Genomic DNA, 23,030 nt, shown 5'->3' with positions numbered 1-23,030 from the left:
TGATTCTCGATTTAATACTTGTCCAAACTTAAACGAACGGTAGCATGGATAGTAGCTATCAACTCCATCGCAGACCTTTTCACTTGATATTTTCCTATATAAGCCAAAGAAACAAACTTTTTCACGAGAGAAATCAATTAGATGGTACCGAACTTAACTCCCAGGTTAATGTCGTTTTATAACTTGCAGCATCAGGATTGGCCCCCTTAGGAACCTCTAAAATCACACTTCGACCAGCACTTTCAAAATCACCAAATCGATAAATCCATGTTCCCGTCCCTTCAGCTCCTTGAGCTTTTAAAACCGTGCGTTTAGCTCCACCAGGAATAAGTGTGATAGGTGTCGTCTGCTGCAAGCCAGGTTCGATGCCATCTTGTACTGAAACTAATTGTTGATTCTGGAATATAAAGCTTGCCCCTGTTAACTCCGATCCTGTTTCAGCGCTATAGAATTGCTCGTTTTGACTCACAGAGAGCTCCCATCCCCCACGAGTATTTGATGGACGGCGATCGCTGACTTGAACGTAATTTGGTCGAATCTCCTCTTCAATGAACATTCCATCAACTGATAATAATCTTTGTGGCTTAGCGTAATATCTTTTGTCTTGTGCGGAAATTGCAAAGGAGCCAAAATAAAAATTGGATGCAAAATCAATACTGAACAATCCCTGGTTTTCAGGCAGAGATGAGGGATTTTCAGGATTTACTTCTTTATCTGGAGCTAGTGGATCTAACGGAGAAACACGATCATTTTCTTTTATATAAACGAATCTGATACATTTGGGAGAGTCTCTTTGAATTTTTAAAGTAAGAGATTGCACATCTTCTAAGATTTCCTCATCATTTTGAATATATAAGAGTTCATATCCTTCAAAATATTCTGCAGAAAATTCTTTGTGTTGATTCACGGGAATTTCAACGGTTTCTTCTTTAATAACAATCGTTCCTGGCTCGGCGACGTGCATCACTTTGACTTCATTTTTTGCTCTAGTAAAGTAATAAACAATTGTCTTTTCTTCATCTGAAAATGTGTAATATCCTTTGTCGTCAATCAGCGAAGAGGAGTCTTCACTAATTCCTACAAAATCATAGCCATTAAGAAATGGTTCATCACTTTCTTTACTCTTAGGATCGATGAAAGTGGAGTCACCCAACTTGCCCGTAAAGGATTCCCCAGACAAAATATTCTCCTGTGTATCAATATCTTTGTATTCAACGTTGACCGATCCCTCTCCAACAATATATTTAAAGTAATCTACCTCTATCTGTTGTAGATTACTCTGAGCGCCTGTTGCTGCTGAAATAATAAAAGACAAAGCAGTAACATTTCCACTAGATAGCCATTCACTGACATCATGGTGCCAAACCTGACCATTATACTCAATTGACAAAATCGAATCATACTCTCCGGGATTATAGGTCATTTTAAACTCTCTAAATAAATTATTATTATTCCTTAAGATCGCCTTTGCTGCTGAACTATCGTTATTGTTACTTACATGGCTAGTCAACATTCCATCGTCTCTGGTATAGATGAATGACCCATGTGGATTGTGGGTAACCAAAGGCCAAACACCAGTTGATCGAAACTCGTCTAAATCTGCAGTGGCAGATCCCGAATCCACACGATTGTGATAAGTATCTAATTTAAATCCCCAAGCGTTTTGCAGTCCTGCTATGCCCATCCCTTGTCCAGACTGACCTAACGTATCAAGTTCAGATTGATGGAAGCCAAAACCTATTCCATCACCGCCATCACTTCCGCTCAAAGAACTACCCGATGCTCCTTGTCCTCCGTTTCCATTCCCAATATTGACACGACCTTTAAACTCAAAAGGATGCATATTACTCAATTTTTCTTTAAGTAAAATACTACCGTTTTGATTACTCCTATCCTCGGTTAGTGTGACGATTCCAGTTTGGTCATTATAAATTGCCGAACCGCTCAAATGAAAATGGTCCAAAAAATTGGTCCGATCCCCTTCAATAAAATCATATTCCGTAGCTGCTGCCACATACTCAAAGCGATCAAGACGAATTTGATGGAGGTTGACTGACCCACCTGTCGCAGCAGAAATGATAAAAGATAAGTCTTCTGTGTCTATCCACTGAGAAACATCAACTCGCCATACTCTTCCTTCATAGCTAATACTGAGTATTTTGTTGTCGACACCGGGATTGTAAACTAACGAGAAATTTCGAAAAGAGTTATTACTGGGATTTGTTGTGACTCGAGGAGGCGCTTCATTCCCTTGATAGTTTCGCAGGATGCCTGAGTTTGAGTCTGTATAAACAAATGCACCAAATGCAGAGTTTGAAGTTCCATCTATTGACGAGGGGTCCGCTTCAGTTAGAGCTGTTGCACTACTGTTTCTATACGTATCAATTTTAAAGCCAAAAGAAGAAGCCAATCCTGCAAGCCCCATCCCCTGACCTGTTTCACCTACAGCATCTAAGTCATCCGCATGAAAACCAAAGCCGACCCCATCGCCACCTCTACTCGAACCTAAACCCGTATTACTGAGACGTCCAGTATTAATCGAGCCAGTGACTCGCATAGGATAACCAGAGAGCATTTTTTCTTTTAGAGTTATGGCACCGGCTTGATTGGTTACTTCTTCCGTGAGTGTCACTTGACCAAAACCGTCATTCTTTGCGTTGCCAATAAAATGAAAATAGTCTTGCAGATTGTTCACATCTACGATAACTTTTCTGTTCTCGTTTAATGGTGTGCCTTCAAAAACTTCATTGAATAACTCAAGATGTTCACTGTATGCTTCATAATCAATACCCGTTTCTACACTTTCTTGTCCAGCAATTCCATCTTCATCAGGAAAAATACCATTGTTTTCCTCTGACTCTGTGTCCCTAGCATCATTTGTAGGTTGCTCTTCTTCTATTTCAAGAACAAGTATTTTTTCTAATACAGATACTTGATATTTCCCTGGAACTTCGAAAAACAAAGGAATGTCAAATGTATCTTGAGGACGAACGGATTCAATTAGCCACCGACCTAATTGTGCTTCTTGTTTTATAGAAATACCCTCTGGTAATTTTTCTTCAACAATCTGTGCCTCTTCTGGCAAAGTAATAGGAACAGATAGATACTCACTGTTTGAAAAAATCTTTACGATTATCGGTTCTGATACTTTTCCTTTAAGATAAGTATCAGAAAAATGAAAGGTTTCATCCTTTAATTCATCCGCTTCTGTTTGCTCCACGATAGAAGGAAATTCATTAGTTTCAGACACATCATCAAAATCAGTAAGCGTTTCTGCAAAAGCCATGTTCAATGGTACAGAGAATGATTGTGCAATCATTTTGAAAGCGATAATATAAATTACCGCTTTCCTAAATAATTTACTCATCCGATCTCACACCTCCTGACTTTCTTTTAAGCTTTTTCTTATAGAGTTCGTAAACGATCATCCCCAATAACGCAAAAAATAAAACAAGTGATCCTATCATCCACCAGTTTGTGCTTGCGTCAATCGTGACATCTGTACGGTTATAACTTCGCGCTTTTTCAGAATCAATCGTAAATTTTTGTTCCCAGGACCACGACTCCCCTTTAGAAGTTGCTGTCAGTTTCAAAAGATAATTGCCAGCTTCAAAACGATCGCCTCCCAAAGGAATTGGAAAATGAAAGTGGGAATTAGGTGCCATCTGCATTTGCTCGTCACTTGCCTCATAAAGAATTTCTGTTTCACCTTCGCGCTGAACACTCGCTTTAATGGCTAGTCGATTCACAAAGGTTGGCGTCACATTTTGAATCGTCGCGCTAATTACATTGCGAAAGTTCAATTGATTTGGGAAAACATCTAAGAGTTCTAAATCTGGTTCTACAGAATCTCGAGTATTGCTGACCACAACTCCTATGACATAAGCAAATTCATTTTTTACTGCAACCCCCTCTTGCTCACTAACCGTTTCTTCTGTCTCTTCCTTCACTTCACTAATACGCAGCCCACCTGCTAGAAATCCATCAAAGGAAGCGTCTGGCATTTGAAGTGATAAGTTCACTGTTTTTGTTTCATTTCCACTGAGCTCGACCACATCTGGTGATTCAATCAATTCGTCAAGAGAATATAGTAATGTTGGGTCCGGTTCTTCTGCCTTTTTGCCATACTCCACGAAACCATGCACATTGGTATAAGCAGTATGAGGGGTGATTCGCACTTGAATGGTTTCTTCACTCCCGTTATGAAGCTTTAAGGACAATTTCTCTTTTGAACCTGGTGCTAGATTCAGATCAAAGTAACTATTTGTACTGTCTACTTGGCTAGCAGGTAATTCCGGTACAACATGAAAATTCAGGCTACTTTCTTCGGCTTGGACCAATGCTGGAAACAAGAAAATCGAAAGAAGAAAAAAAACCTTATATTTAAGGAACAAATGCTGTAAATAAGTAGATATATGAGTATGGTTCAAATGAATCATCCTTTCTAAAAAAAACAACGCTACACATTCATGCAACGCTGTAGAGAATTTTTCATAAAGTTTTCTGGTGCCTGCTCTTACTAAATATTATTTTCTTCATCACCAACATCGCCATTAGGAGTCGTTGTCAAATCCCATAACAGTGTTGCCTTATACGTGGTCGCATCTTTAGCAGTAGAACCCGGAACATGCAATTTGATGGCACCATTTTCTACAACATCATTTTTAGAATCAAAATCTTCTGAGGAAAATTGATTTGTCAGTTCTTCTTGATTTCCCCAGACAACTGAAGAAACCCCGGCGCCTTGACCTTTTATCGCTCTCATCACTGAACGAGCAGCCCCGTTTGTGAGTAGTTCTAAATTATCTTCATGAGCGCTAGGTGAATTTAAATTATTGCTTCCCTCGTACCTAATCTCAGAACCAACAAACTCTATCCAAGCACCCGTCAAAATATTGTTTTGTGTTTGTGACTCAAAATTACTTAAACTAACTTCTAGATCCCAACCGGCATTTGTTCCTCGTAGATCATGAACCTGAGCAAAACTGACATAAGGTACTTTATTATCGTCACCCGTTGTTCCAGATTTTTGCTGCATTTCTGCAACCATGTTATATTCTCTATCTTGATTAGAAATTACTTGTGTACCGAAATTCATCGTTGCTACTTTCATGATGGATAATTCTCCAGTGGTCCCAGGAATTTCGGGTTCAATCTCCACATCTGGATTTGGTACTGGATTCACCACCTCTAGCTCTCCATCCTCTTCACCCGCCGGACGAAACTCAACTTGTCCATTCGAGGTTACATCTCGAACCTCTTGTGAATAAGCTTTGGTCGCACTTCCAGCTAAAATAGTGGTAGATAATACGGCAATTGACGCTAAACGAATAAATTTCATATTTCATTCCTACTTTCTTTTAATTCATATATGTTTTTCAATGCTTTCCCCCACCAACAAACGACAATGATAAGTAAACTTAATCCAATCGATTTCCACCAAGTGTTTGTGATCATATTTGTTTGTGGAAAAGTTTTTTCCAAACTTGAACTACCATCTGAAGGTGGCTTGACAACGTGAACTGGTGGCTTAGGCTCTGGCGCGCCAATGGGTTCGTATGTACCAGTGAAACTAATCATGCCTTCAGTTTTCACTTCTTGAGTTTGTGTACCATAAACAATAGTTGGAAAATGGATGAAAACTACTATGCAAAAGACCAACATTCCCTCACCTATTTTTGATTTCATTCACCACCCTCCTTTAGTGAAAATTAGCCATCAATTTAGATGACTCATTGTATTTTTCTTTTATAAAAGCTGAATCACTTCTAACAGATATTTTTGAAAAATAAATCTTTTAGTCTACCTTTTAAAATTAGTGATTCAACTTTTCGAAAAAAAACGGTGCGTTCTGTTTGCTTCTTGCATCTAATAGATTACAAGTGGGTAAGAAAAAATCAAAATCGAAATTTTCATAGCGCCATGCATTTTTGAGAAAAATAACAATTATTTATAACCCGTATATTCATTTATTATTTCTTGCATACTAAGTCCCCCAGAGAAAACAATTGTTTTTTAATAAAAAAATAGTAAAAATCATTTTTAAAATGGCACCAAATTCGCAAAAATACCGTGCAAAAAAAAACAAAAAAAGCAGCTTTTAAAAATTTTAGGTCTTGCTTTTTTTAAGTTGTTGCTTTCCTATGTCATTCCCTTGATATAGCTAGGCTATTCATATCAATACCGGGTATTTCTTCTAGTTATTAAAAATCAGTAGATAAGAAAAAAAACTTTCTTGCTAAAATAACAGGCCATAAATAGAGGGAACTTCCATCATAAACTCATCTCTTTTTCAATATTTGCATAACACGAAGTAAATATCGAATGGCAATTTTGTATCTTCTTTACTACTATATTTTAAGAAGAAAGGGTGATTAAATGAGGGTCGAAAAAGTAAAATTGACTGCTTTTATTTATAAAATGAGCTGTCTGGAATATTCATATTCTTTGATTAAAAGCGGGTATTCCCCTATCAAATTAACCACAGAAGAAGAGAATGAAATTGAATCTATCATCAATACTCGATTACATCGATCCTTGCTATCAGCCAATCGAAGACGATTTAAATTCAGCAAAGTGAAACTTTCAAGAAAAGGAAAATCAGCTTATCAAAAACTAAAAAAGTTTGAGTATCTGATTGATCTTTAGCAAACATTAATACATTCCTATGATTAGACGGATAAAAAGGTAGCAATTAAATGGGTTTACCTAGTGTACGTCCATTTTCCTCAATAATTGAGTGATTTTCTTACCACTATTCAAGTCATAGAAATAGAAAATTATCTATTTATTCGTGGACCAGTTAATAAAATTATCCTCTTCACTAAAAGATTAAAGAAATGTTCCTCCATGATCTATGCATTTGTATCTGAAGGCTACAGCTAGCATTGATCCCTTAGAACCTAGATTTTCTGTCTTAAATTGAACAAATAAAAACGTGGATACAAAAAAGACGCTGAAGAGTCGTTTGTCACTCCTCCAGCGTCTTTGCATTTTTATAATTCCTTGATAAACCGTTTCTGTTCATGACTGCTGTGGTAGCCATGGTTTTCATAAAACTTGTGGGCAGCATGGCGTTTGACATTCGAATTTAATCGAATGCCTTGCATTCCTCGCTGTCGGGCTTCTGCTTCAATTGCCGACAGTAGTTTCCCGCCAACGCCTTGCTTTTGCACTTGATCATCCACTACCAAACCTAGGACATTAAAAAATCGCCCGGCAGAATAAACTGTTGAATATGGCTGTGCTTCAATCATTCCAACTGCTTTTCCCTCTATTTCAGCGACCAGCAAGAGATGATCCTCCTCAGCTAAAATTCTCTTTAGGCCTTCGATCAATACTTCTTCTTCGATTGGATAGCCTAGTACTTTCGACAAATGAGCTAGTTCTTTATGATCAGACAATGCAGCAGCTCTAATTCTCATAGTATTCTCCCACCTTTTGGCTTTTTATTCGGTCTTGTTTTAGATAACTCACATTCATTTATCAACTTAGAAATAAATGACAGCTAGTTGATTTGTACAAGTGCAATAGAAAAAAAGTATACAGACAATGTACTAGAAATCCCTTTGCTATGATCTTTTATGTTATTTAGCTAAACCAGTTTTTAATTTTGATCAAATGAAATGAGTGCATATTCGTTAGGAATATACCTGATTGTCGTATATTCGAATAATTTTCCCATATCATTATAGACCGCATTTTCCAATATTCCCACACAATTATTTTTTCCTAAAGCTAATTCTTTAAAGTCAGAATCTTTTGCAGATTCAACTTTCATTATAGACTTTGATGCAGCGATTTTAAAATCTAAGTTTTGTTTGATATGGTCGTAGATTGATCCGGCTATGATTTTCTCATTAAGACCCTTAACGATACTTTTTTTGAAATAACTCGTATCTGACATCATCGCTTTCCCATCAATGAGGCGTAATCGTTTCACAAGGTATACTCTTTCACCAACCGGAAATGAAATTTTTTTTGCTAATGAATCATCAACAGTCAACTCGTGAAATTCTTGCACAATTGTTTTTTTTTCGACCTCAGTATCTGCGGATAGTGCCTTCAATCCTTGAAAATTTCCTACCTTGAAAGACTTCTTGTCAATCTCGATTCTTTCAAGAATAACTACCCCTCTTCCTTTCACACTATAAACCAATCCATCTTCATTAAGCAGTTGAATCGCTCTGCGAACTGTATTTCTACTAGTACCAAATCGCTCAATTAACGCCATTTCGGTCGGTAAAACCATTGTATCGTTATAGAGTCCCTCATTAATTTCATTTTTCAAAGTGTCATATATATCCCGAAACTTATTCACCATAGTTCCACCTCACTCTTTCAGTTAATTATAACATGATATCATTCTACCTATAAAAAAACTTAAATTTGTTTAAACAAATGCTTGATTATTTGTTTAAACAAATTTAAAATGAGCGTAACCGGTTAAAAGAAATGAGGAGGTTTTATTATGAGTGACAAACAGTTAGCGGAGTACATGATTGAGTACGTTGGTGGAAAAAATAATATCAAAAATGTCATCCACTGCATTACACGTGTTCGTTTCTATCTAGTGGACAAAGAGAAAGCCGATACAACTAAGATAAAAGAGTTGGATGATGTAATGGGCGTAGTAGAAGCTCAAGGACAATATCAGGTGGTTGTTGGAAACAAAGTAAATGCTATTTACGAGGAAGTAATGCGCCAGTTAAACAATGATCAAGTCTTTGATTCTACAGAGGGAGTGGTGGAAAATGATTCCAATAGTGATTTTCTTCAGCTATTTCGAAATGGCTTCAATCAGTTTATTGGCATAATTACAGGTTCAATGATGCCCGTCATCGGTCTTCTTGCAGGAGCTGGAATAATCAAAGGATTACAAGCTTCGTTGGTGACGTTTGGTTTATTACAAGATAGTTCGCAATCTTATCTATTGATTAGCACGATTGCAGATGGCATTTTTTATTTTTTACCTGTCATCTTAGGTTTTACTGCAGCTCAAAAATTAAAGGTGAATCCTATTGTTCTGGCAGTCGTCGGTGCGATACTCATTCACCCAAATATAGTCACTATTGCTTCAAGTACAGCTGCGAAGGTCGCTATTTTTGGCATAGAATTCCCCATTATGAATTATACAGCTTCGGTTTTCCCTATTCTGGTCGCTGCTTGGTTAGCAACGTATGTTGAAAAGTTTTTAAAGAAAATTGTTCCTCTCGTGATTTCTTCCATTGTGTCACCAATCGTTGAAGTTCTGGTACTAAGCTTAGCCGTTCTTCTTATCATCGGACCAATCATAACGATTATTAGTGATGGGCTAGCATTCGGAATTAGTACCATTTTTGACTTTAACACGATTATTGGCGGAGCAGTCTATTGCGCACTTTTTCCAGTCTTAGTGGTCTTCGGCATGCATTGGCCATTGATTCCGATCATCGTCAACGATTTAACTGTTAACGGATTTAGTATGATGAATGCCTTCTCGTCTGTATTGATGATGGGTATTGCGGGTGCAACATGCTCAATCGCATTGAAAACAAAAAAAGCTCAACTAAAACAAGTTGCCTTTGCTGCCACTCTTTCACAAATATGCGGTGTTGGCGAACCTGCAATCTATGGTATTCTACTAAAATACAAAAAAGTCTTCTATCTCGTGACCCTTTCAAATATTTTTGGTGGTGCTCTAGCAGGTTTCCTTCACTTGGTCAACTATGGATTCGCAGGTGGGGTTATAGGATTTGCCTCTTTTATCAACCCGGTTGCAGGGATCGATAAAAACTTCTATGCTTATCTACTCTCTCATATAGGAACATTTTTGCTATCCTTTCTTTTGACTTGGCTTTTTGGTTTCAATGATAAAATGAAAGCTGCAGATGAACTGTAAGGTGATATATGATGAAAAAAATAATTTGGCATCAAGTATTTTCTAATTACCAAGTACTAAACTTTTCTCCTAATGGACGTAAATTACGTTTAAGAATCAAGCAGCCGCTTTCTGGACAACGATTAGCACTCGAACTTTGTAACCGCTATGATTCTTTTGATTTAAACGTAGAGTCGATAAAAATCAGTAGTAATCCGGGAAACCAACAATCCAATGTTATTACCTTAGATAATCGACCACAATTCATTGTCCCAGCTGGATCCACTTTATGGACAGATGACGTTGATTTTTCAGTAACCAAAGGAGCCGATATTCTGATAGAGGCATTATTCTCCAACGAGATCAATCGAGTATCTTCCTCGGCAAACTTACTATCTGATCAAGTAGTCCATTCGAATATAAGAGAAACCAATAACTTTATTTTTGGGATTACTTCAGTTGCTCTAGAAACGAAAGTTGATGCAAAAGTCATTGCTTTTTTTGGCGACTCTTTGACGAATCAAGGATATTTTAGTGATAGTGTCATCGACAATCTAAACAAACGTGGTCTGATTGCAACAAGCTTTAATGCTGGCATATCAGGCAATCGTCTGACACATGCTGGTTCAGGGATTTCTCGTTGGAAAGACAGCTTTGGTGTTGCAGGAATCGACAGGTTCCAAGCAGATGTCGTGGATCAAAAGCCAGATTTGATTGTTTCATTGATTGGGTTAAATGACTTGTTTCACCCAGGAACTGGCTCACCGCTTTCAGAATTACCTATCAAAGAAGAGTTGATCCAACAATACAAAGTTCTAATAAATCTGGCAAAAAAAGCAGACATTCCGTTTGTTCCCCTCACGCTTCCCCCTTTTAACTATTCTTACAACCAAGGAAAGCCGAGTTGGACCGAGGAAAAAGAAGCTATCCGAACTGCGTTTAATCAATGGATAATGACTCAAGCAAATACGATCGATATCAATGATATGGTAAGAGATCCTTCTGATAAAACGAGATTAGCTTCTGCATTTGATTCGGGGGATCATCTGCATTTTTCTCAAACTGGAGGGGAAATTTTAGGAAAAGCTGTGGCTGAGAAAATTCTTTGCCTTTCATTGCTGTGAATTGATAGACTCTCAACAAAAACTGTTAAAAATAGTCAAAAATAAAACCTACCTCCCATACACATCTGGTTAAAATGTATACGGGAGGTTGACCTTTTCACTATGAATTTTCTTCAACTCTGCACTTGAATATCCTTACTCTCGATCACTAGCAATTATTCTACATACAATGTCACAAATTTTGCATGGCCTATCTTTTCAAGAGTGACTACATTCTTTTCCACAAGAAGTGCTTCTTTTGTAGCTTCTTTTAAATCGACTGTTTCTACTACGTTCACTGGATGGTTAAATGTGATCGTCGCGTGTCCAACTTCATCTAAAAGCCCATTGTATAGACGCAAAATATAACCTGGACGAGCTTCGGCTTTTTTCAATACACTTAGGGTCAAATTGCCATTGATCTCAAAAAGACTAAAGTTTGCCGGTAAGGTTGGTTCAACCGGCCCTAAAGTAAAAATCAATCGGGAATTCAGGAATTCTGCGGATTGATAAAGCGTGATCGGTGTTACTGCTTGTTTGGCACGTTGCGCAACATTTGCTTGATCAAATCCTTGCGCAAAGTAAGCAACAGAAAAATCAAAATGCATCGTTTTGTGACACTGCGCAGCTGGTGTCGCAATCACTGATTCTCCTGAAGCACGCCCTGGACGATACAGTAGATTCTCTTTCCCCATGAAGCCATAGGTTCGGAAAATCGTTAAGCGAATCGTATCAAACGCTTCCCCCACGATCTCATATTCACGTACACCCTGAGGCATTACTGCTACGCCATGGGATGCATCGAATAAACTGACAAACGATTGACACGTTTCTATGGCGATCGGTTGCTCATTCCATTGCTCTTTATTGGCTTCCCAAAGGGCCATTTCTTTTTCAAACATAACCGGACGCTGCAATGTACCAAACTGTTGGTCAGCCAGCGAAAATTTCGAGGCAATTCCGGTATCAAATAGCACACATACCCGATGGCTATCCACTTGTTGATTTTCAACCGTTAATTTGAAATCAATTTGTTGCGATTGTTTTTTTAACACGATCGTCAATTGGATCGGCAGTGAAGCCGAGATCTTCTTTTCTGCACGTTCAGCTAAATCCTTCGGAACCCTCAGGGTGAATGCCACATCAATCTTTTGGTAGATCGCTGATTGCTGAATCGAGATCGTTGGTTGCGCATCAATTGATGAAATCACAAAATCTTTCACAGGTGGTGAATAATTGAATGAATCACCATCGTCGCCATTTTCTTCAATAATCCCTTGATTTTGATAAAGTACTTGATTGGTTTTATCTAGAATATCCAACGAACCATTGCTATTGACAGTGATCTGATAGTACTCATTTTCGATCGTATTGGTTGTAATCTCCTGCAATGGTGCGCTTGTATCACCTTTTAAATCAATCGTCAGCTGGGTATACCCCATACTCGGCACGTCAGTCGTTTCTATGGCAATTTTTGCTTTATAGACTTTCTCCGGCAAATAGATCTCCTTGACTGGATCTAATATGTTCCCCTGATTCAACACATACTCCGTTTGGTCGGTAAGCTCTAAAATCGTATAAGGTAACGCCTGACCTGACTGGTCAAGGATCGCAAACTCTTTTTGCGGCAAATAAACCTCTGCTTCGATCACCCCATTACGTTTTGTGTCATAGGTATTGAAAAGCGTAAAAGTAATTTCTTTTGCTTGTGGGTTGTTGATTGCAGTAGAAATCTGTCGTAACGTCAATTCGACAAGATTCATAGAAATATCTCGCGCTTGCTTATAGCGCATATAGATATCTTCGTTGGTCGTATCAGAAACACAAGAACCAATCGAATCATGCGCCGCATTTTCAAACATTAACTTCCAAATCTCTATGACTGTTTCTACGGGGTACTCAAATCCTAATTGCATAGCCATGGTTAAGATAGGCTCCATGACATTGACTAAGTAATGTTGGATCTGGGTGTTCATCGCCTTCAAATCAGGACGTGAAGAAAAAATCGTTTTGTGGATTCGCATCAATTTGCCGTTGATCAGTTCACCAGCGATTTCTTCCAACTCAGGATGGCGTGCTTTGACCGCAGCAATGTATTTTTCGATCGTTGAAAATTGTAACACATACTCATCCTGATACAGTTGATTCATTCGATCAACCAATTCTGGAAGATTTTCTCTAACTGGTGCTTGATCGAAACCATTTGGAAAATACACTTGATCCGTTGCACTGCGTCCCCAAGTCGTTTTAAACGGTTCTTGATGTAAGAACTTTGCTAATTCTACTTCTCGCTCAGGAATGGCACCGCCAATGTAGTACCCACTTGGGATCTGATAAACATTGACCACAGAACCATCTTCTCCACGCCATTTGTACTCTGTGCATTTAACATCGTCATCACTGACACCGCGCCAAAACATCGTGTCAGTGATACCAAACTCACGATAGATTTGCGGCATACTAGCTGCTTGTCCGAAAGAATCTGGCACATAGCCGACATTCATGTAGGTTCCGAATGCTTCACAAATTTTCATGCCATATAACATATTTCGAACAATGCTTTCTCCCGAAATCACTAATTGATCGGTTTGTGTGTACCATGGACCAATGATCAACTTCCCTTGTTGAACAAGTTGTTGAATCCTTTCTTTGTCCTGCGGACGCCATTTCAAGTAATCATCTAACAGAGAAGCCTGTCCATCTAAGATAAAACTTTCATAAGGATCATCCTTTTCTAGTTGTTCAATGACGTTTTTTAGATCGTGCATCAAATAGATTTTCGAGCGACTCGTCGTAAAATACCATTCGCGATCCCAATGACTGTGGGGTACGACATGTACTGTTTTTTTCATTCAATCATTCCTCTCCCGTGATTAGAAAAGGCACGTAACGATGGGTGTCGTTCGTGCCTATTAATTTTTCTCAATTTTTTTACCATCTGGTACACATAATTTGATTCTTACACAAATACTTCGAATTTTGAAAATCGATTCTCTTCAAATACTCTCGTTTTCTTCCCCAAGTCTTGACATTGTCAGATGCCTTAAAGCGTTCTTGAAAAATCACCTGCTCGTGCCTTTTCTTTTGCTACTATTTAGCTAATCAGCCTTGTTGCTTAATTTTCAAAGCTCACTTCAATATCATCGAGGGCAATATCTTCTGTTTGTTCTTCTTGCTTATTGAAATTCACGAATAAAGGCGCGACAAAACCGATGAAGGCTGCTCCTGCAAATAGTCCAATCAAATACGCCCAACCGTTTCCAACAGTGAAGAAGCCGTATATTCCCCCAACTGGCGGCATTTTGTCATACATTCCTAATGCGATCCCCAAACCAGAAGCGATTGCTCCTCCCAACATGTTGATCGGCACAAGCCGTAATGGATTGACTAATGTAAAAGGAATTGCTCCTTCTGTGATTCCGATAAACCCCATAATAAAGTTATTACGCCCAGCATCCAGTAGCTCTTTGTTGAATCGATTTTTGTGGAACAAAGTTGCTAAGGCATATCCAAATGGTACCGCACAAATCGCAACATTCACGATGATAGCTGGCAAAAAGACCCCTTCCGCTAGTAACACATTTCCTGCCATCCAAGCAGCTTTGTTTACAGGTCCCCCTAAGTCAGAGCCAATCATTGCCCCCATGATGACTGCCAGTAAAATTTTGTTAACGTCATTTTCAATCATGGTTCGGATCCATTCAACCAAACTAGTATTGATCCACGCCAATGGCTCAGAGAGTAAGGCGCCCATGACGATTGCTACAGACAATGTAGCAATCAAGGGTAAAATTACCAGCGGCATCACCCCAGCAAACGACTCCGGTAATTTGATATGTTCTTTCGCCCACTTCACTAAGTATCCTGCTAAGAACCCAGCAATAACTGCCCCTAAAAACCCAGCATTGGTGCTAGAAGCGACTGCACCACCGATAAAGCCGGCACCTAGCGCAGCCTTATCTCCAACAGAATACGCGATAAAACCAGCCAAGACAGTATTGATCAAGCCGATTCCTGTCCACCCTACTTGTTCAATCAAATAAAGCGCATGTTTAAAGCCTTCCGTGTCAGCATAAGGATCTAAGCTTGTGATCCCCATACCAAGAGCAATCATTTTCGGAATGGCAACAACCAGTGAAGCACCAATAATCAATGGCAGTACAAAACTAATTCCACTCATCAAGTGGCCTTTTAAATCTGCTAGAACTCTTTTCATCATCCTTGCCTCTTTCCTTTAGTTTGCGTTTCTTTGTTCAACAGCAGCGACACATTTCTTCAGCACCGCTTCCGGTGCTTTGATACACGTATTGATATTTACTCGAATTTGCGGTTTTCCTTCAAACCGTTCCATCCCAACAACTTTTTGGTCAGTCGCTAAAAGCAAGAAATCTGCTTCTTTTGCTTCGGCTGCAGTGATCTCATTGACTTGCCCTAACGAGCCTTGCTGTTCGATCTTGACCTCATAGCCAAGTTTCGCACCAGCTTTTTCTAAAGCTTTTGCCGCCATCGGTGTATGTGCCAATCCTGCTGGACAGGCGGAAATCCCTACTATTTTCATATAATTTTCTCTCCCATCATTTCCTTTTTGATCAATTCTGCTAAATAAGCTTTGTCTTCTGATTGTTGAATCTGCTGGATGAATGTCTCTTCAAGCAATGCGGTTGCTAGACGACTCAGCATTTGCAGATGCACCGTTCCTTCATCTTTTTTAGGGACCATCAAAGCAAACACATTTTTGACTGCCGAATCATCGAAAGTTTCCCATTCGATGGCTTGCTCTAAACGAATAAACAAAACGGTCGGTTCCAAAACCGGTTCAGCTTTTGCATGTGGAATAGCAAAGCCTTCTTGTAAGCCGGTTGAATATTGTGCTTCCCGTTCAATGAATGCCTCACATGTATCTGCTGCATTGGTAACGATCCCTGATTCATAGGCATGATGCGCAATTACGTGAAACAGTTCTTCTTTTGATGTAACAGCCACATTCAAGAGAATATTTTTTTCCTGAAAATCCATCTCATCTGCTCCTTTCCTTTATTATGAAACCATTAGCGTAATTCGTGTGGTTTATTTTCTGTACACGTTTAATTTACGGTTTCTGATTCACCATGTAAACACAACAAATTTCCAATTCAAGCGGCAATCATTAGTAAAGCGTTTTCCAAAATGATTGCCAACTCTTCTGGAAACTTTCGGTACTGGTGAAGCATTTCCTTCTTATTCTTTCTATTGTATGATGAGAAAGAGCACGGAGGTGAAACAAGTGTCAAAACTTGCTTATCAACGATTAGATGATCTAATGGAAGTATTAACTAGACAAACGGCGCCGCTACCAATGAAGGAGTTAACAAAAAGCTTCTCGATTTCTGAGCGAACGGTTCGGACCGACATTGCAAATTTGAATGATTTGTTAACAAATGTAGGAGCCTCCATCAAGTTGATTCGAGGACAAGGCTATTTGTTGTCTATTGGTTCAAAAGAACGATTTCATGACTGGTGGACTGAAAGTATGTCGACTACCGAGTCCTTTCTAACTACGAGTGAAGAACGACAAGCTTATCTACTTTTCCTTTTATTTAAGAATGAAACCCCTTTATCCTTGGATGATTTTCTTGATCGATTATTTATTAGTAAAAACACCTTTTACTCATACTTAAAAACGGCTCGAGACAATTTAGCGACCTATCAATTAAAAATAGTAAATCGTCCAAATATTGGCTTTGAAGTCTTGGGTAACGAATTCGCCAAACGCCAAGCAATCAGTGATCTGTTGATTGAAAAAGATCTCCAAGAGTATTTGGTCGGCTTCACGGAAATGGAACTTGAGTTGTTTGATACGATTGATCTAACCCGCTTGCAAGAATTGTCATTAAATCATCTGGCACCCTTAGACTTATTAGACTCTGATTACTATCATAAAAACATTCTTTCTCATTTTGCTTTAGCAATCAGTCGCTTTATAGCCGGTCATCAGATCAACGAATTTCCCTTGCATGTGCCCGTGCTCAAAAAAGACGCCCAGAAAGTTGTAGGTCACTTCTTAGAAGAAATCGATCATGCATTTGATATACAATTGACTGCTGGAGAAAAACAATACTTCATTTACTATCTCGCGATGAACGCACCACGTTTAGTTGAAACAGGCGATGCAAGCGATTCTTCCACGAAAACTGCGAAAGCCATTGTGGAAGAATTATTAACTGCGATCAAACAGACGTCAAACTATGCATTAGAGACAGACAAGATGCTAATAGAAGATCTGACATCTCATATTGAGGGCTTTATCAATATGAATCTAATGGATGCACGCCGTAGCAATCCATTGCTGGCAACGATCAGAAAATCTTTTCCACAGGCTTATGATTTATGTTTGACTCATTTAGAAACGGTAAGCCTGAAACACGGTTTTTATTTTTCTCCTGATGAGATCGGCTATATCGCTTTGCACATCGCAGGTGCTATGGAAAGGAATTCCATCAGAAATCATCATAAACATCGCGTCATCCTTGTTTGTGGAACTGGTCGAGCCATGAGTCGTATTATTGAAGCAAAAATTATCAAGCACTATCAAGAAACGATCGAAGTCGTTGATCGCTTTTCTTACGTCGAGCTACAACAATGTGATCTTTCTGCGATTGACTTTGTGATCACAACCGTTCCATTAGAACAGTTTTCGGTTCCCTCTATTTACATCAACATGGCCAAGCTAGATAAAGAAATTGGCAAAATCGAACCGTTCATTGAAACGCTCAGTGAAACAAAAGACGGCATCTATTCATTGTTTCAAAAAGCATTTTTTCTTCATGAAAATCATGCAGATAAAGAAACCTTACTAAAGAAAATGGCGCAGCAATTGTACCAAAAAGATTTTGTGCCCCAAGATTTTTATGACAGTGTGAAAAAACGAGAAGCAATCAATCAGACCAATATTAACGAGTGGCTTGCTATCCCCCACCCCATGACATTGCTGGCAAAACGCTCAGCCGTTTCAGTGGCGATCATTCCTGATGGTGTTGATTGGGGAAATGGTGATTTGGTTAAATTTGTCTTTCTCTTTGCGATTCAAAAAGACGAATATGAAGATACCGAAGAAATCTATAGTCTTTTATTAGAATTGATGGATCGTGAAGATATTCAACAAGCAATCTTACAAAAAAGTGACTATCACCACTTTTTGAGCTGTATCAAGCAATTATAAAAGGAGCTGGGGAATCCAGCTCCTTTTGTTGATTCTAACTTTTGTGAAATGCATGCAAACTATGGTTAGTAAATGAAAAGATTCTGAATTCAGAGAGTTTGACAATCTCTCCCTTTTCAGCTAAGATTTTATTATTGTTACATTAATTGAATATCCAAAACACCACCGGGTGATAGAAGTGTTTGGTAAACTCATTAGGTCCTTGAAGAGTTTACTGAATGCTTATTTTTTTTTGAGGAGGAGAATAAATTATGACATGGATTTATTTACTTTTAGGAGGATTTTTTGAGGTCGTATGGGCATCTACCATGAAACTGAGCAACGGGTTTAGCCACTTTTGGTATAGTATTTCAACAGTCATCGGAATGCTTTTCAGTTTTGGCTTCTTGGCTTTAGCGGTCAAAAACCTACCATTAAGTATCGCTTATCCTGTTTGGACAGGGATAGGTGCGGTGGGATCGATTATTGTGGGGGTCGTGTTCTTTAAAGACCAGCTATCCCTTCTGACTTGGGTTTTCGTCGTCTTATTAATAGTTGGTATTTTGGGCATCAAGTTTACCAGCGGACATTGATTTAGCCATTTGATAATAGTTTTGCTAGCCTTTTTGTAGGTACCTTCATTAATCAAGCGCCTTGACTCATATATCGAAACACGGATCCAAATCGCCTTTTTCAGCCAATCTAAAGATTTTTTTGCAATTAGCCTATAGATAAAAAATATTTTCAAAAAACGTTTGACCTTATAGTCACTCTAACCTTTATGCTATTCATGTAAAGAAAACGGAGGGAAAATAATGAAACAATGGCATAATTTGGATATTGAAAAGGTGCAGTCAGCGACAAGTGAGACGTTTATCACAAATGAGGTACGTAAAGCGTATCAAGAAAAACACGGGAAAAATAAATTACAAGCATCAGAAAAGACACCCGAATGGAAGAAGTTTTTATCTTACTTCCACGATGCGTTAATGTATGTCTTGATCGGTGCAGCTGTTTTAAAATTTATTACGGGAAGTCTAATTGAAGGAGCGATCGTTTTACTAGTGGTCGTTTTAAACGCAATGATTGGTTATTATCAAGAGAGAAAAGCAGATGATTCACTATCTAGCATTTCAAAATTACTTAGTTCAAAGGCGACAGTCGAATCTGAAAACGGACGCCTTTTAATCGATGCAGAAGATTTGATTCCAGGGGACCGTGTTTATTTAGCACCTGGTGATGTTATTCCTGCTGATTTGCGTATGGAAACTGTGAATCAACTAAAAATAGATGAATCGATTCTGACTGGAGAGCCTGATGCAGTCGTAAAAACAACTGCTCGTTTAGAGGGGCAAATAGCACTTGCTGAACGAACCAATATGGCGTATTCAGGTACGCAAGTACAGTCAGGAACTGGAAAAGGGCTCGTTGTTGAAATTGGCTCGGACACTGAGATTGGTAAAATCAATGCTTCTTTAGCAACCATTGAAGTGAAAGAAACCCCTTTATTGAAAAAAGTGAACGAAATGAATCATGCTATTTTTAAAGGGATCGGCGTCTTTATCTTCTTATTAGGACTGATCAGCTACTTCATTTATGGCATGAGTCCGATGTATATCGTGTCAGCAATCATTGCTTTGATCGTTTCTTCTATTCCTGAGGGATTGCCTTCTATCTTGACGATTATTCTGTCTTCCGGCGTGAAAAATATGTCGGAGCAAAATGCGATCGTAAAGGGATTGCCTACTGTCGAAACACTTGGCTCAATGACAGTCATCTGTTCTGATAAAACAGGTACTTTGACCAAAAACGATATGACCCTTACCAATGTGTTTTCTAATAATCAGGTAACAGTGATTGATCATGAAGACCAAACAGATTCTTCGAACAACGAACTGCTAGCCAAAATCATGCAAAACTGTCAAGAAACACAGAGTTTCGGTGATCGCCACTGTCCAGTGACCGGAAATGCAACAGAATTAGCTTTATTACGTTGGACCAATCGTATTGGCACACCGCGGATCAAGAGTCTAGAAACATTACCTTTTGACTCAAAATATAAGTATATGGCAACAAGCCATTTGATCAATGGGAAAAAGCGGATTTTTGTAAAGGGTGCTCCAGATATCGTTTTAAATAAAGCGACTGCTGCACATATTGATGGGCAGATAGCGGAGTTTGATCATGCACAGTGGGAAAAGATCAATTTGGCTTTTGCTTCAGAGGGACAACGAGTGATCGCGTTTGCTTATAAAGATGTAGATACAACGACTGAATTGACTCATGAAGAGATGGACGAGCTCGTAATCATCGGATTAGCTGGCATTATCGATCCAGCAAAAGAATCAGCGATCGAAGCGGTAGCAGATTGTAAAAAAGCCGGGGTCAGAGTCGTAATGATCACCGGGGATCACCCAACGACCGCAAAAGCGATTGCCAAAAAATTAGGAATCGACCATTCTGAACGGGCAATCACTGGAACTGAATTGGATCGTTTATCCACAGATGAGTGGCAAAGAGTGGTAAAAAATACCAATATTTTTGCCCGAACGACACCTGAGCATAAACTGATGATCGTTACTTATTTACAAGAACAAGGCGAAATCGTTGGAATGACTGGTGATGGGGTCAATGACGCACCCGCACTTAGAAAAGCAGATGTAGGGATCGCCATGGGAATTAAAGGAAGCGATGTTAGTAAACAAGCTGCCGACATGATCCTCATTGACGATAATTTTGAAACGATTGCAAAAGCAATCAAAGAAGGCCGTCGAATTTTTGATAATTTAAAAAAGACGATCCTCTTCTACTTGCCAACCTGTCTGGCCCAGGGGCTTTTGCTGATCGTTTCTATGTTGGGAAATCTTCCTTTACCACTAAGCACAGTGCAGATTCTTTGGTTAAATCTAGTTGCGTCAATTACACTCTCCTATGCGTTAGGTTTTGAACCAGCTCACAAAATGATCATGAATCGAGCACCTCGTGATATGAAAGAAAAAATCATTTCCAAATATACACTCTTTCGAATCGTTTATGTCGGCCTACTCTTGACCTTCTTCGGCTTTCTAACGATGAATGCATTCGGCGACGAAGCTGTCAGACAAACCGTTTTGATCAATGCGATCGTTTTCGGTCAAGCTTTTTACATGATCAACTGTCGTGAGATCACGGATTCAGCCTTCAGTAACAAAATCAAGCAGAATAAAGCCTTGATTTACTCATTACTTGTTATGGCGATTCTCCAATTAGGAATGGTCTATTTTTCACCATTGCAAAGTATCTTACAGACCACCTCTTTAACTTTATCCGAACTGCTTATCAGTGTTATCCCAGCAACTCTACTTTTCTTATTAGTAGAATCTGAAAAGCACGTAACACGAGTCATTCTAAAGGAAACTACTCCCACCTACTCAATGGATACCAAAGTAGAGAAATAAGAACAGTTCTATTTCATAAGTCATCTTATCGATAAACTTGCTGAATCACTAAGTACCAATAGATACGTTTCTCCTTGATCGATCCCGTTTTAATCGGGTTGATCAAGGAGAATTTCTATTTTACTCACGTATTCTTCCGGTAAATTCGTCTCATGAAAATCAATCAAGTAGAACTCATAAAAATTTCCTTTCGCGACCAGTCTATTTTTCTTTAGGTAACTTTTTAGTTCTGCTAAAGCAGCTAAACGCTGCTTATATGTGCCCGTATAATAAATAGCGAGATACTCTCCTGCAGGCATTGTAAATGCCTTCTCATCTGCCAAATCGTTTGCCAGACAATAGAAAACTTGATGCCTAAATGCGTCTTCGTGCGGCAGTAAAATCGTTCCGAAAACATTTTGATTATTGGCATGCAGTTCTTTTTCAAATTGTTTGTGCAGGCGTTTAAGTTCAAAGTACAAGTCTTTCCCCATTGTGTCTTTCTCTTGACTTAAAACAAGGTACCGTTCTTCATAAAATGTACGTTCAATTTCATGGTTTTGCTTTTTTTCAGCGTAGACAAGCAAGTCAATTCGCTCTTTTAACAAATCTTGTTTCTCTTTTAACGCATGGATTCTATCTTCTAATTGCTCCATCTCGAAATGAAGGATTTCTTTAGTCAGCGCTTTATTCTTTGTATCCAAGTAGTTCTTAATTTCCTCAAGTGACACATCAAAAAAACGCAGGTCTCTAATGGTATTTAATCGCTCAATATCCTCGTATGAGTAATCTCGATACCCATTCTCAGTATAGTTGGGTGATAGCAAACCAATTTGTTCATAGTACCTAAGAGTATGTGGTGTGATATCATAGTTTTCACTCACTTGTTTTATCTTCATAGTTCCATCCCTCCCTTTATCTTTCATAGCGTGTCTCTGTCACAAAATCATATCATAATTTTCTTCAGAAAACGAAGGAGTTTTTCTATTGAAGTGGTCAGAAGGTTTGGTGTGTGATAGTACTTGAACAAGCTTCAAATCATAATGAAAAGACTGCTGATAAATTTCCAAGATTAGTATGGGAAATTATCAGCAGTCTTCTACTTCGCCAGTATTCTATTCCATTTCATAAGAAAGCTTTTTCTGATTTCTTATTTTCGTTTCTGTCTTAAGCGTCTTAAGAAAAATGCTAGCAGGGATGATACCGCCATAGTCACTCCAGCGTATAATATGAAGGGTTCCTCTTTCTCTCCTGTTTTTGGAAGACTTTTTTCACTCGTGACTGTTCTTGTTGTTTCTGATACGTTAGTCGTTATTTTCATATCAGTAGACGGTGTGTTATCATCTGTTTTTGTCTGATCACTTGGCGTGTTGCTCGACTCTTTTGATGAGTCTGTTGGATTGGCTTCGTCTGTTGCATTTTTTATATACGTCACAGTCAGCTCCGTATCTTCATCTTCTGCAGTCATTCCTGTT

17 protein-coding genes are annotated in these 23,030 nt (G+C 38.7%); 5 read left to right on the top strand and 12 right to left on the bottom strand.

Annotated elements, in window-relative coordinates:
• Positions 1–133: 133 nt before the first annotated feature.
• The 6 genes from CXM95_RS03930 to CXM95_RS03900 form a co-directional block, all read right to left on the bottom strand.
• Entirely contained in the window at positions 134–3,367 is a 3,234-nt protein-coding gene (locus tag CXM95_RS03930; RefSeq protein ID WP_086316942.1) for a lectin-like domain-containing protein, read from the bottom strand.
• Positions 3,360–4,439 (bottom strand): DUF916 and DUF3324 domain-containing protein, encoded by a 1,080-nt coding sequence (locus tag CXM95_RS03925; RefSeq protein WP_086299163.1) that lies wholly within the window; start codon positions 4,437–4,439, stop codon positions 3,360–3,362. Before CXM95_RS03925 ends, CXM95_RS03930 begins: the two co-directional genes overlap by 8 nt.
• Positions 4,440–4,519: 80 nt before the next feature.
• Positions 4,520–5,341: a WxL domain-containing protein gene (locus CXM95_RS03920; protein ID WP_005237417.1), complete on the bottom strand. Its 822-nt coding sequence runs from the start codon at positions 5,339–5,341 to the stop codon at positions 4,520–4,522.
• Complete coding sequence (locus CXM95_RS03915) at positions 5,338–5,688, bottom strand: hypothetical protein (protein WP_005237418.1); 351 nt, start codon at positions 5,686–5,688, stop codon at positions 5,338–5,340. The genes CXM95_RS03920 and CXM95_RS03915 overlap by 4 nt, the downstream gene beginning before the upstream one ends.
• 1,307 nt (positions 5,689–6,995) lie before the next feature.
• On the bottom strand, positions 6,996–7,424 hold the full coding sequence (locus tag CXM95_RS03905) for a GNAT family N-acetyltransferase (RefSeq protein WP_008377173.1): 429 nt from the start codon (positions 7,422–7,424) through the stop codon (positions 6,996–6,998).
• A 182-nt stretch (positions 7,425–7,606) separates the two neighbouring features.
• The gene (locus CXM95_RS03900) at positions 7,607–8,323 is read right to left on the bottom strand and encodes a GntR family transcriptional regulator (protein WP_005237422.1); all 717 of its coding nucleotides are present in this window, start codon (positions 8,321–8,323) and stop codon (positions 7,607–7,609) included.
• A gap of 147 nt (positions 8,324–8,470) precedes the next feature.
• On the opposite strand from CXM95_RS03900, the gene CXM95_RS03895 reads away from it, so the two are divergent.
• Positions 8,471–9,880, top strand: a complete 1,410-nt coding sequence (locus CXM95_RS03895; RefSeq protein ID WP_016613049.1) for a PTS transporter subunit EIIC — start codon at positions 8,471–8,473, stop codon at positions 9,878–9,880.
• Positions 9,881–9,891: 11 nt separating this feature from the next.
• Positions 9,892–10,983, top strand: coding sequence for a GDSL-type esterase/lipase family protein (locus CXM95_RS03890; RefSeq protein ID WP_233499088.1), 1,092 nt, complete (start codon positions 9,892–9,894; stop codon positions 10,981–10,983).
• A gap of 155 nt (positions 10,984–11,138) precedes the next feature.
• Here the strand turns inward: CXM95_RS03890 and mngB are convergent, their stop codons facing one another.
• The 4 genes from mngB to CXM95_RS03870 form a co-directional block, all read right to left on the bottom strand.
• Complete coding sequence (gene mngB / locus CXM95_RS03885) at positions 11,139–13,814, bottom strand: mannosylglycerate hydrolase (protein ID WP_005237425.1); 2,676 nt, start codon at positions 13,812–13,814, stop codon at positions 11,139–11,141.
• A 263-nt stretch (positions 13,815–14,077) separates the two neighbouring features.
• On the bottom strand, positions 14,078–15,178 hold the full coding sequence (locus CXM95_RS03880) for a PTS fructose transporter subunit IIC (RefSeq protein WP_008377165.1): 1,101 nt from the start codon (positions 15,176–15,178) through the stop codon (positions 14,078–14,080).
• An 18-nt stretch (positions 15,179–15,196) separates the two neighbouring features.
• Positions 15,197–15,520 carry a PTS fructose transporter subunit IIB gene (locus CXM95_RS03875; protein ID WP_005237427.1) on the bottom strand — a complete coding sequence of 108 codons (324 nt, stop codon included), beginning with the start codon at positions 15,518–15,520 and terminating at the stop codon, positions 15,197–15,199.
• Positions 15,517–15,978: a PTS sugar transporter subunit IIA gene (locus tag CXM95_RS03870; RefSeq protein WP_005237428.1), complete on the bottom strand. Its 462-nt coding sequence runs from the start codon at positions 15,976–15,978 to the stop codon at positions 15,517–15,519. Before CXM95_RS03870 ends, CXM95_RS03875 begins: the two co-directional genes overlap by 4 nt.
• Positions 15,979–16,225: 247 nt before the next feature.
• Between CXM95_RS03870 and CXM95_RS03865 the strand changes: the two genes are divergently transcribed.
• The 3 genes from CXM95_RS03865 to CXM95_RS03855 all read left to right on the top strand — a co-directional run bounded on the left by CXM95_RS03865 (position 16,226) and on the right by CXM95_RS03855 (position 21,576).
• Complete coding sequence (locus CXM95_RS03865) at positions 16,226–18,160, top strand: BglG family transcription antiterminator (RefSeq protein ID WP_034872182.1); 1,935 nt, start codon at positions 16,226–16,228, stop codon at positions 18,158–18,160.
• 251 nt (positions 18,161–18,411) lie between these two features.
• Positions 18,412–18,732: a DMT family transporter gene (locus CXM95_RS03860; protein WP_005237430.1), complete on the top strand. Its 321-nt coding sequence runs from the start codon at positions 18,412–18,414 to the stop codon at positions 18,730–18,732.
• Between the two features lie 222 nt (positions 18,733–18,954).
• Positions 18,955–21,576, top strand: a complete 2,622-nt coding sequence (locus CXM95_RS03855) for an HAD-IC family P-type ATPase (protein WP_016613044.1) — start codon at positions 18,955–18,957, stop codon at positions 21,574–21,576.
• A gap of 89 nt (positions 21,577–21,665) precedes the next feature.
• On the opposite strand, the gene CXM95_RS03850 is transcribed toward CXM95_RS03855, so the two are convergent.
• Together CXM95_RS03850 and CXM95_RS19165 are read right to left on the bottom strand one after the other, a co-directional pair.
• Positions 21,666–22,454: a MerR family transcriptional regulator gene (locus tag CXM95_RS03850; protein WP_005237432.1), complete on the bottom strand. Its 789-nt coding sequence runs from the start codon at positions 22,452–22,454 to the stop codon at positions 21,666–21,668.
• A gap of 251 nt (positions 22,455–22,705) precedes the next feature.
• Positions 22,706–23,023: an LPXTG cell wall anchor domain-containing protein gene (locus CXM95_RS19165; RefSeq protein WP_233499087.1), complete on the bottom strand. Its 318-nt coding sequence runs from the start codon at positions 23,021–23,023 to the stop codon at positions 22,706–22,708.
• Positions 23,024–23,030: the final 7 nt, after the last annotated feature.

It is taken from the genome of Enterococcus sp. CR-Ec1, assembly GCF_002850555.1.
Lineage (GTDB): Bacteria > Bacillota > Bacilli > Lactobacillales > Enterococcaceae > Enterococcus_D > Enterococcus_D entomosocium.
Note: the sequence above shows the minus strand (reverse complement) of the source record. Positions and strands in the feature narration are given on the sequence as shown.

Excerpts from the sequence above, each read along its gene's own strand:
- CXM95_RS03895 (WP_016613049.1), top strand. The coding sequence starts at position 8,471 with ATGAGTGACAAACAGTTAGCGGAGTACATGATTGAGTACGTTGGTGGA.
- CXM95_RS19165 (WP_233499087.1), bottom strand. The coding sequence starts at position 23,023 with ATGACTGCAGAAGATGAAGATACGGAGCTGACTGTGACGTATATAAAA.
- CXM95_RS03905 (WP_008377173.1), bottom strand. The coding sequence starts at position 7,424 with ATGAGAATTAGAGCTGCTGCATTGTCTGATCATAAAGAACTAGCTCAT.
- CXM95_RS03880 (WP_008377165.1), bottom strand. The coding sequence starts at position 15,178 with ATGAAAAGAGTTCTAGCAGATTTAAAAGGCCACTTGATGAGTGGAATT.
- CXM95_RS03925 (WP_086299163.1), bottom strand. The coding sequence starts at position 4,439 with ATGATTCATTTGAACCATACTCATATATCTACTTATTTACAGCATTTG.
- CXM95_RS03855 (WP_016613044.1), top strand. The coding sequence starts at position 18,955 with ATGAAACAATGGCATAATTTGGATATTGAAAAGGTGCAGTCAGCGACA.
- CXM95_RS03875 (WP_005237427.1), bottom strand. The coding sequence starts at position 15,520 with ATGAAAATAGTAGGGATTTCCGCCTGTCCAGCAGGATTGGCACATACA.
- CXM95_RS03860 (WP_005237430.1), top strand. The coding sequence starts at position 18,412 with ATGACATGGATTTATTTACTTTTAGGAGGATTTTTTGAGGTCGTATGG.
- CXM95_RS03915 (WP_005237418.1), bottom strand. The coding sequence starts at position 5,688 with ATGAAATCAAAAATAGGTGAGGGAATGTTGGTCTTTTGCATAGTAGTT.
- CXM95_RS03850 (WP_005237432.1), bottom strand. The coding sequence starts at position 22,454 with ATGAAGATAAAACAAGTGAGTGAAAACTATGATATCACACCACATACT.
- CXM95_RS03870 (WP_005237428.1), bottom strand. The coding sequence starts at position 15,978 with ATGGATTTTCAGGAAAAAAATATTCTCTTGAATGTGGCTGTTACATCA.
- CXM95_RS03930 (WP_086316942.1), bottom strand. The coding sequence starts at position 3,367 with ATGAGTAAATTATTTAGGAAAGCGGTAATTTATATTATCGCTTTCAAA.
- CXM95_RS03920 (WP_005237417.1), bottom strand. The coding sequence starts at position 5,341 with ATGAAATTTATTCGTTTAGCGTCAATTGCCGTATTATCTACCACTATT.
- CXM95_RS03900 (WP_005237422.1), bottom strand. The coding sequence starts at position 8,323 with ATGGTGAATAAGTTTCGGGATATATATGACACTTTGAAAAATGAAATT.
- mngB (WP_005237425.1), bottom strand. The coding sequence starts at position 13,814 with ATGAAAAAAACAGTACATGTCGTACCCCACAGTCATTGGGATCGCGAA.
- CXM95_RS03890 (WP_233499088.1), top strand. The coding sequence starts at position 9,892 with ATGAAAAAAATAATTTGGCATCAAGTATTTTCTAATTACCAAGTACTA.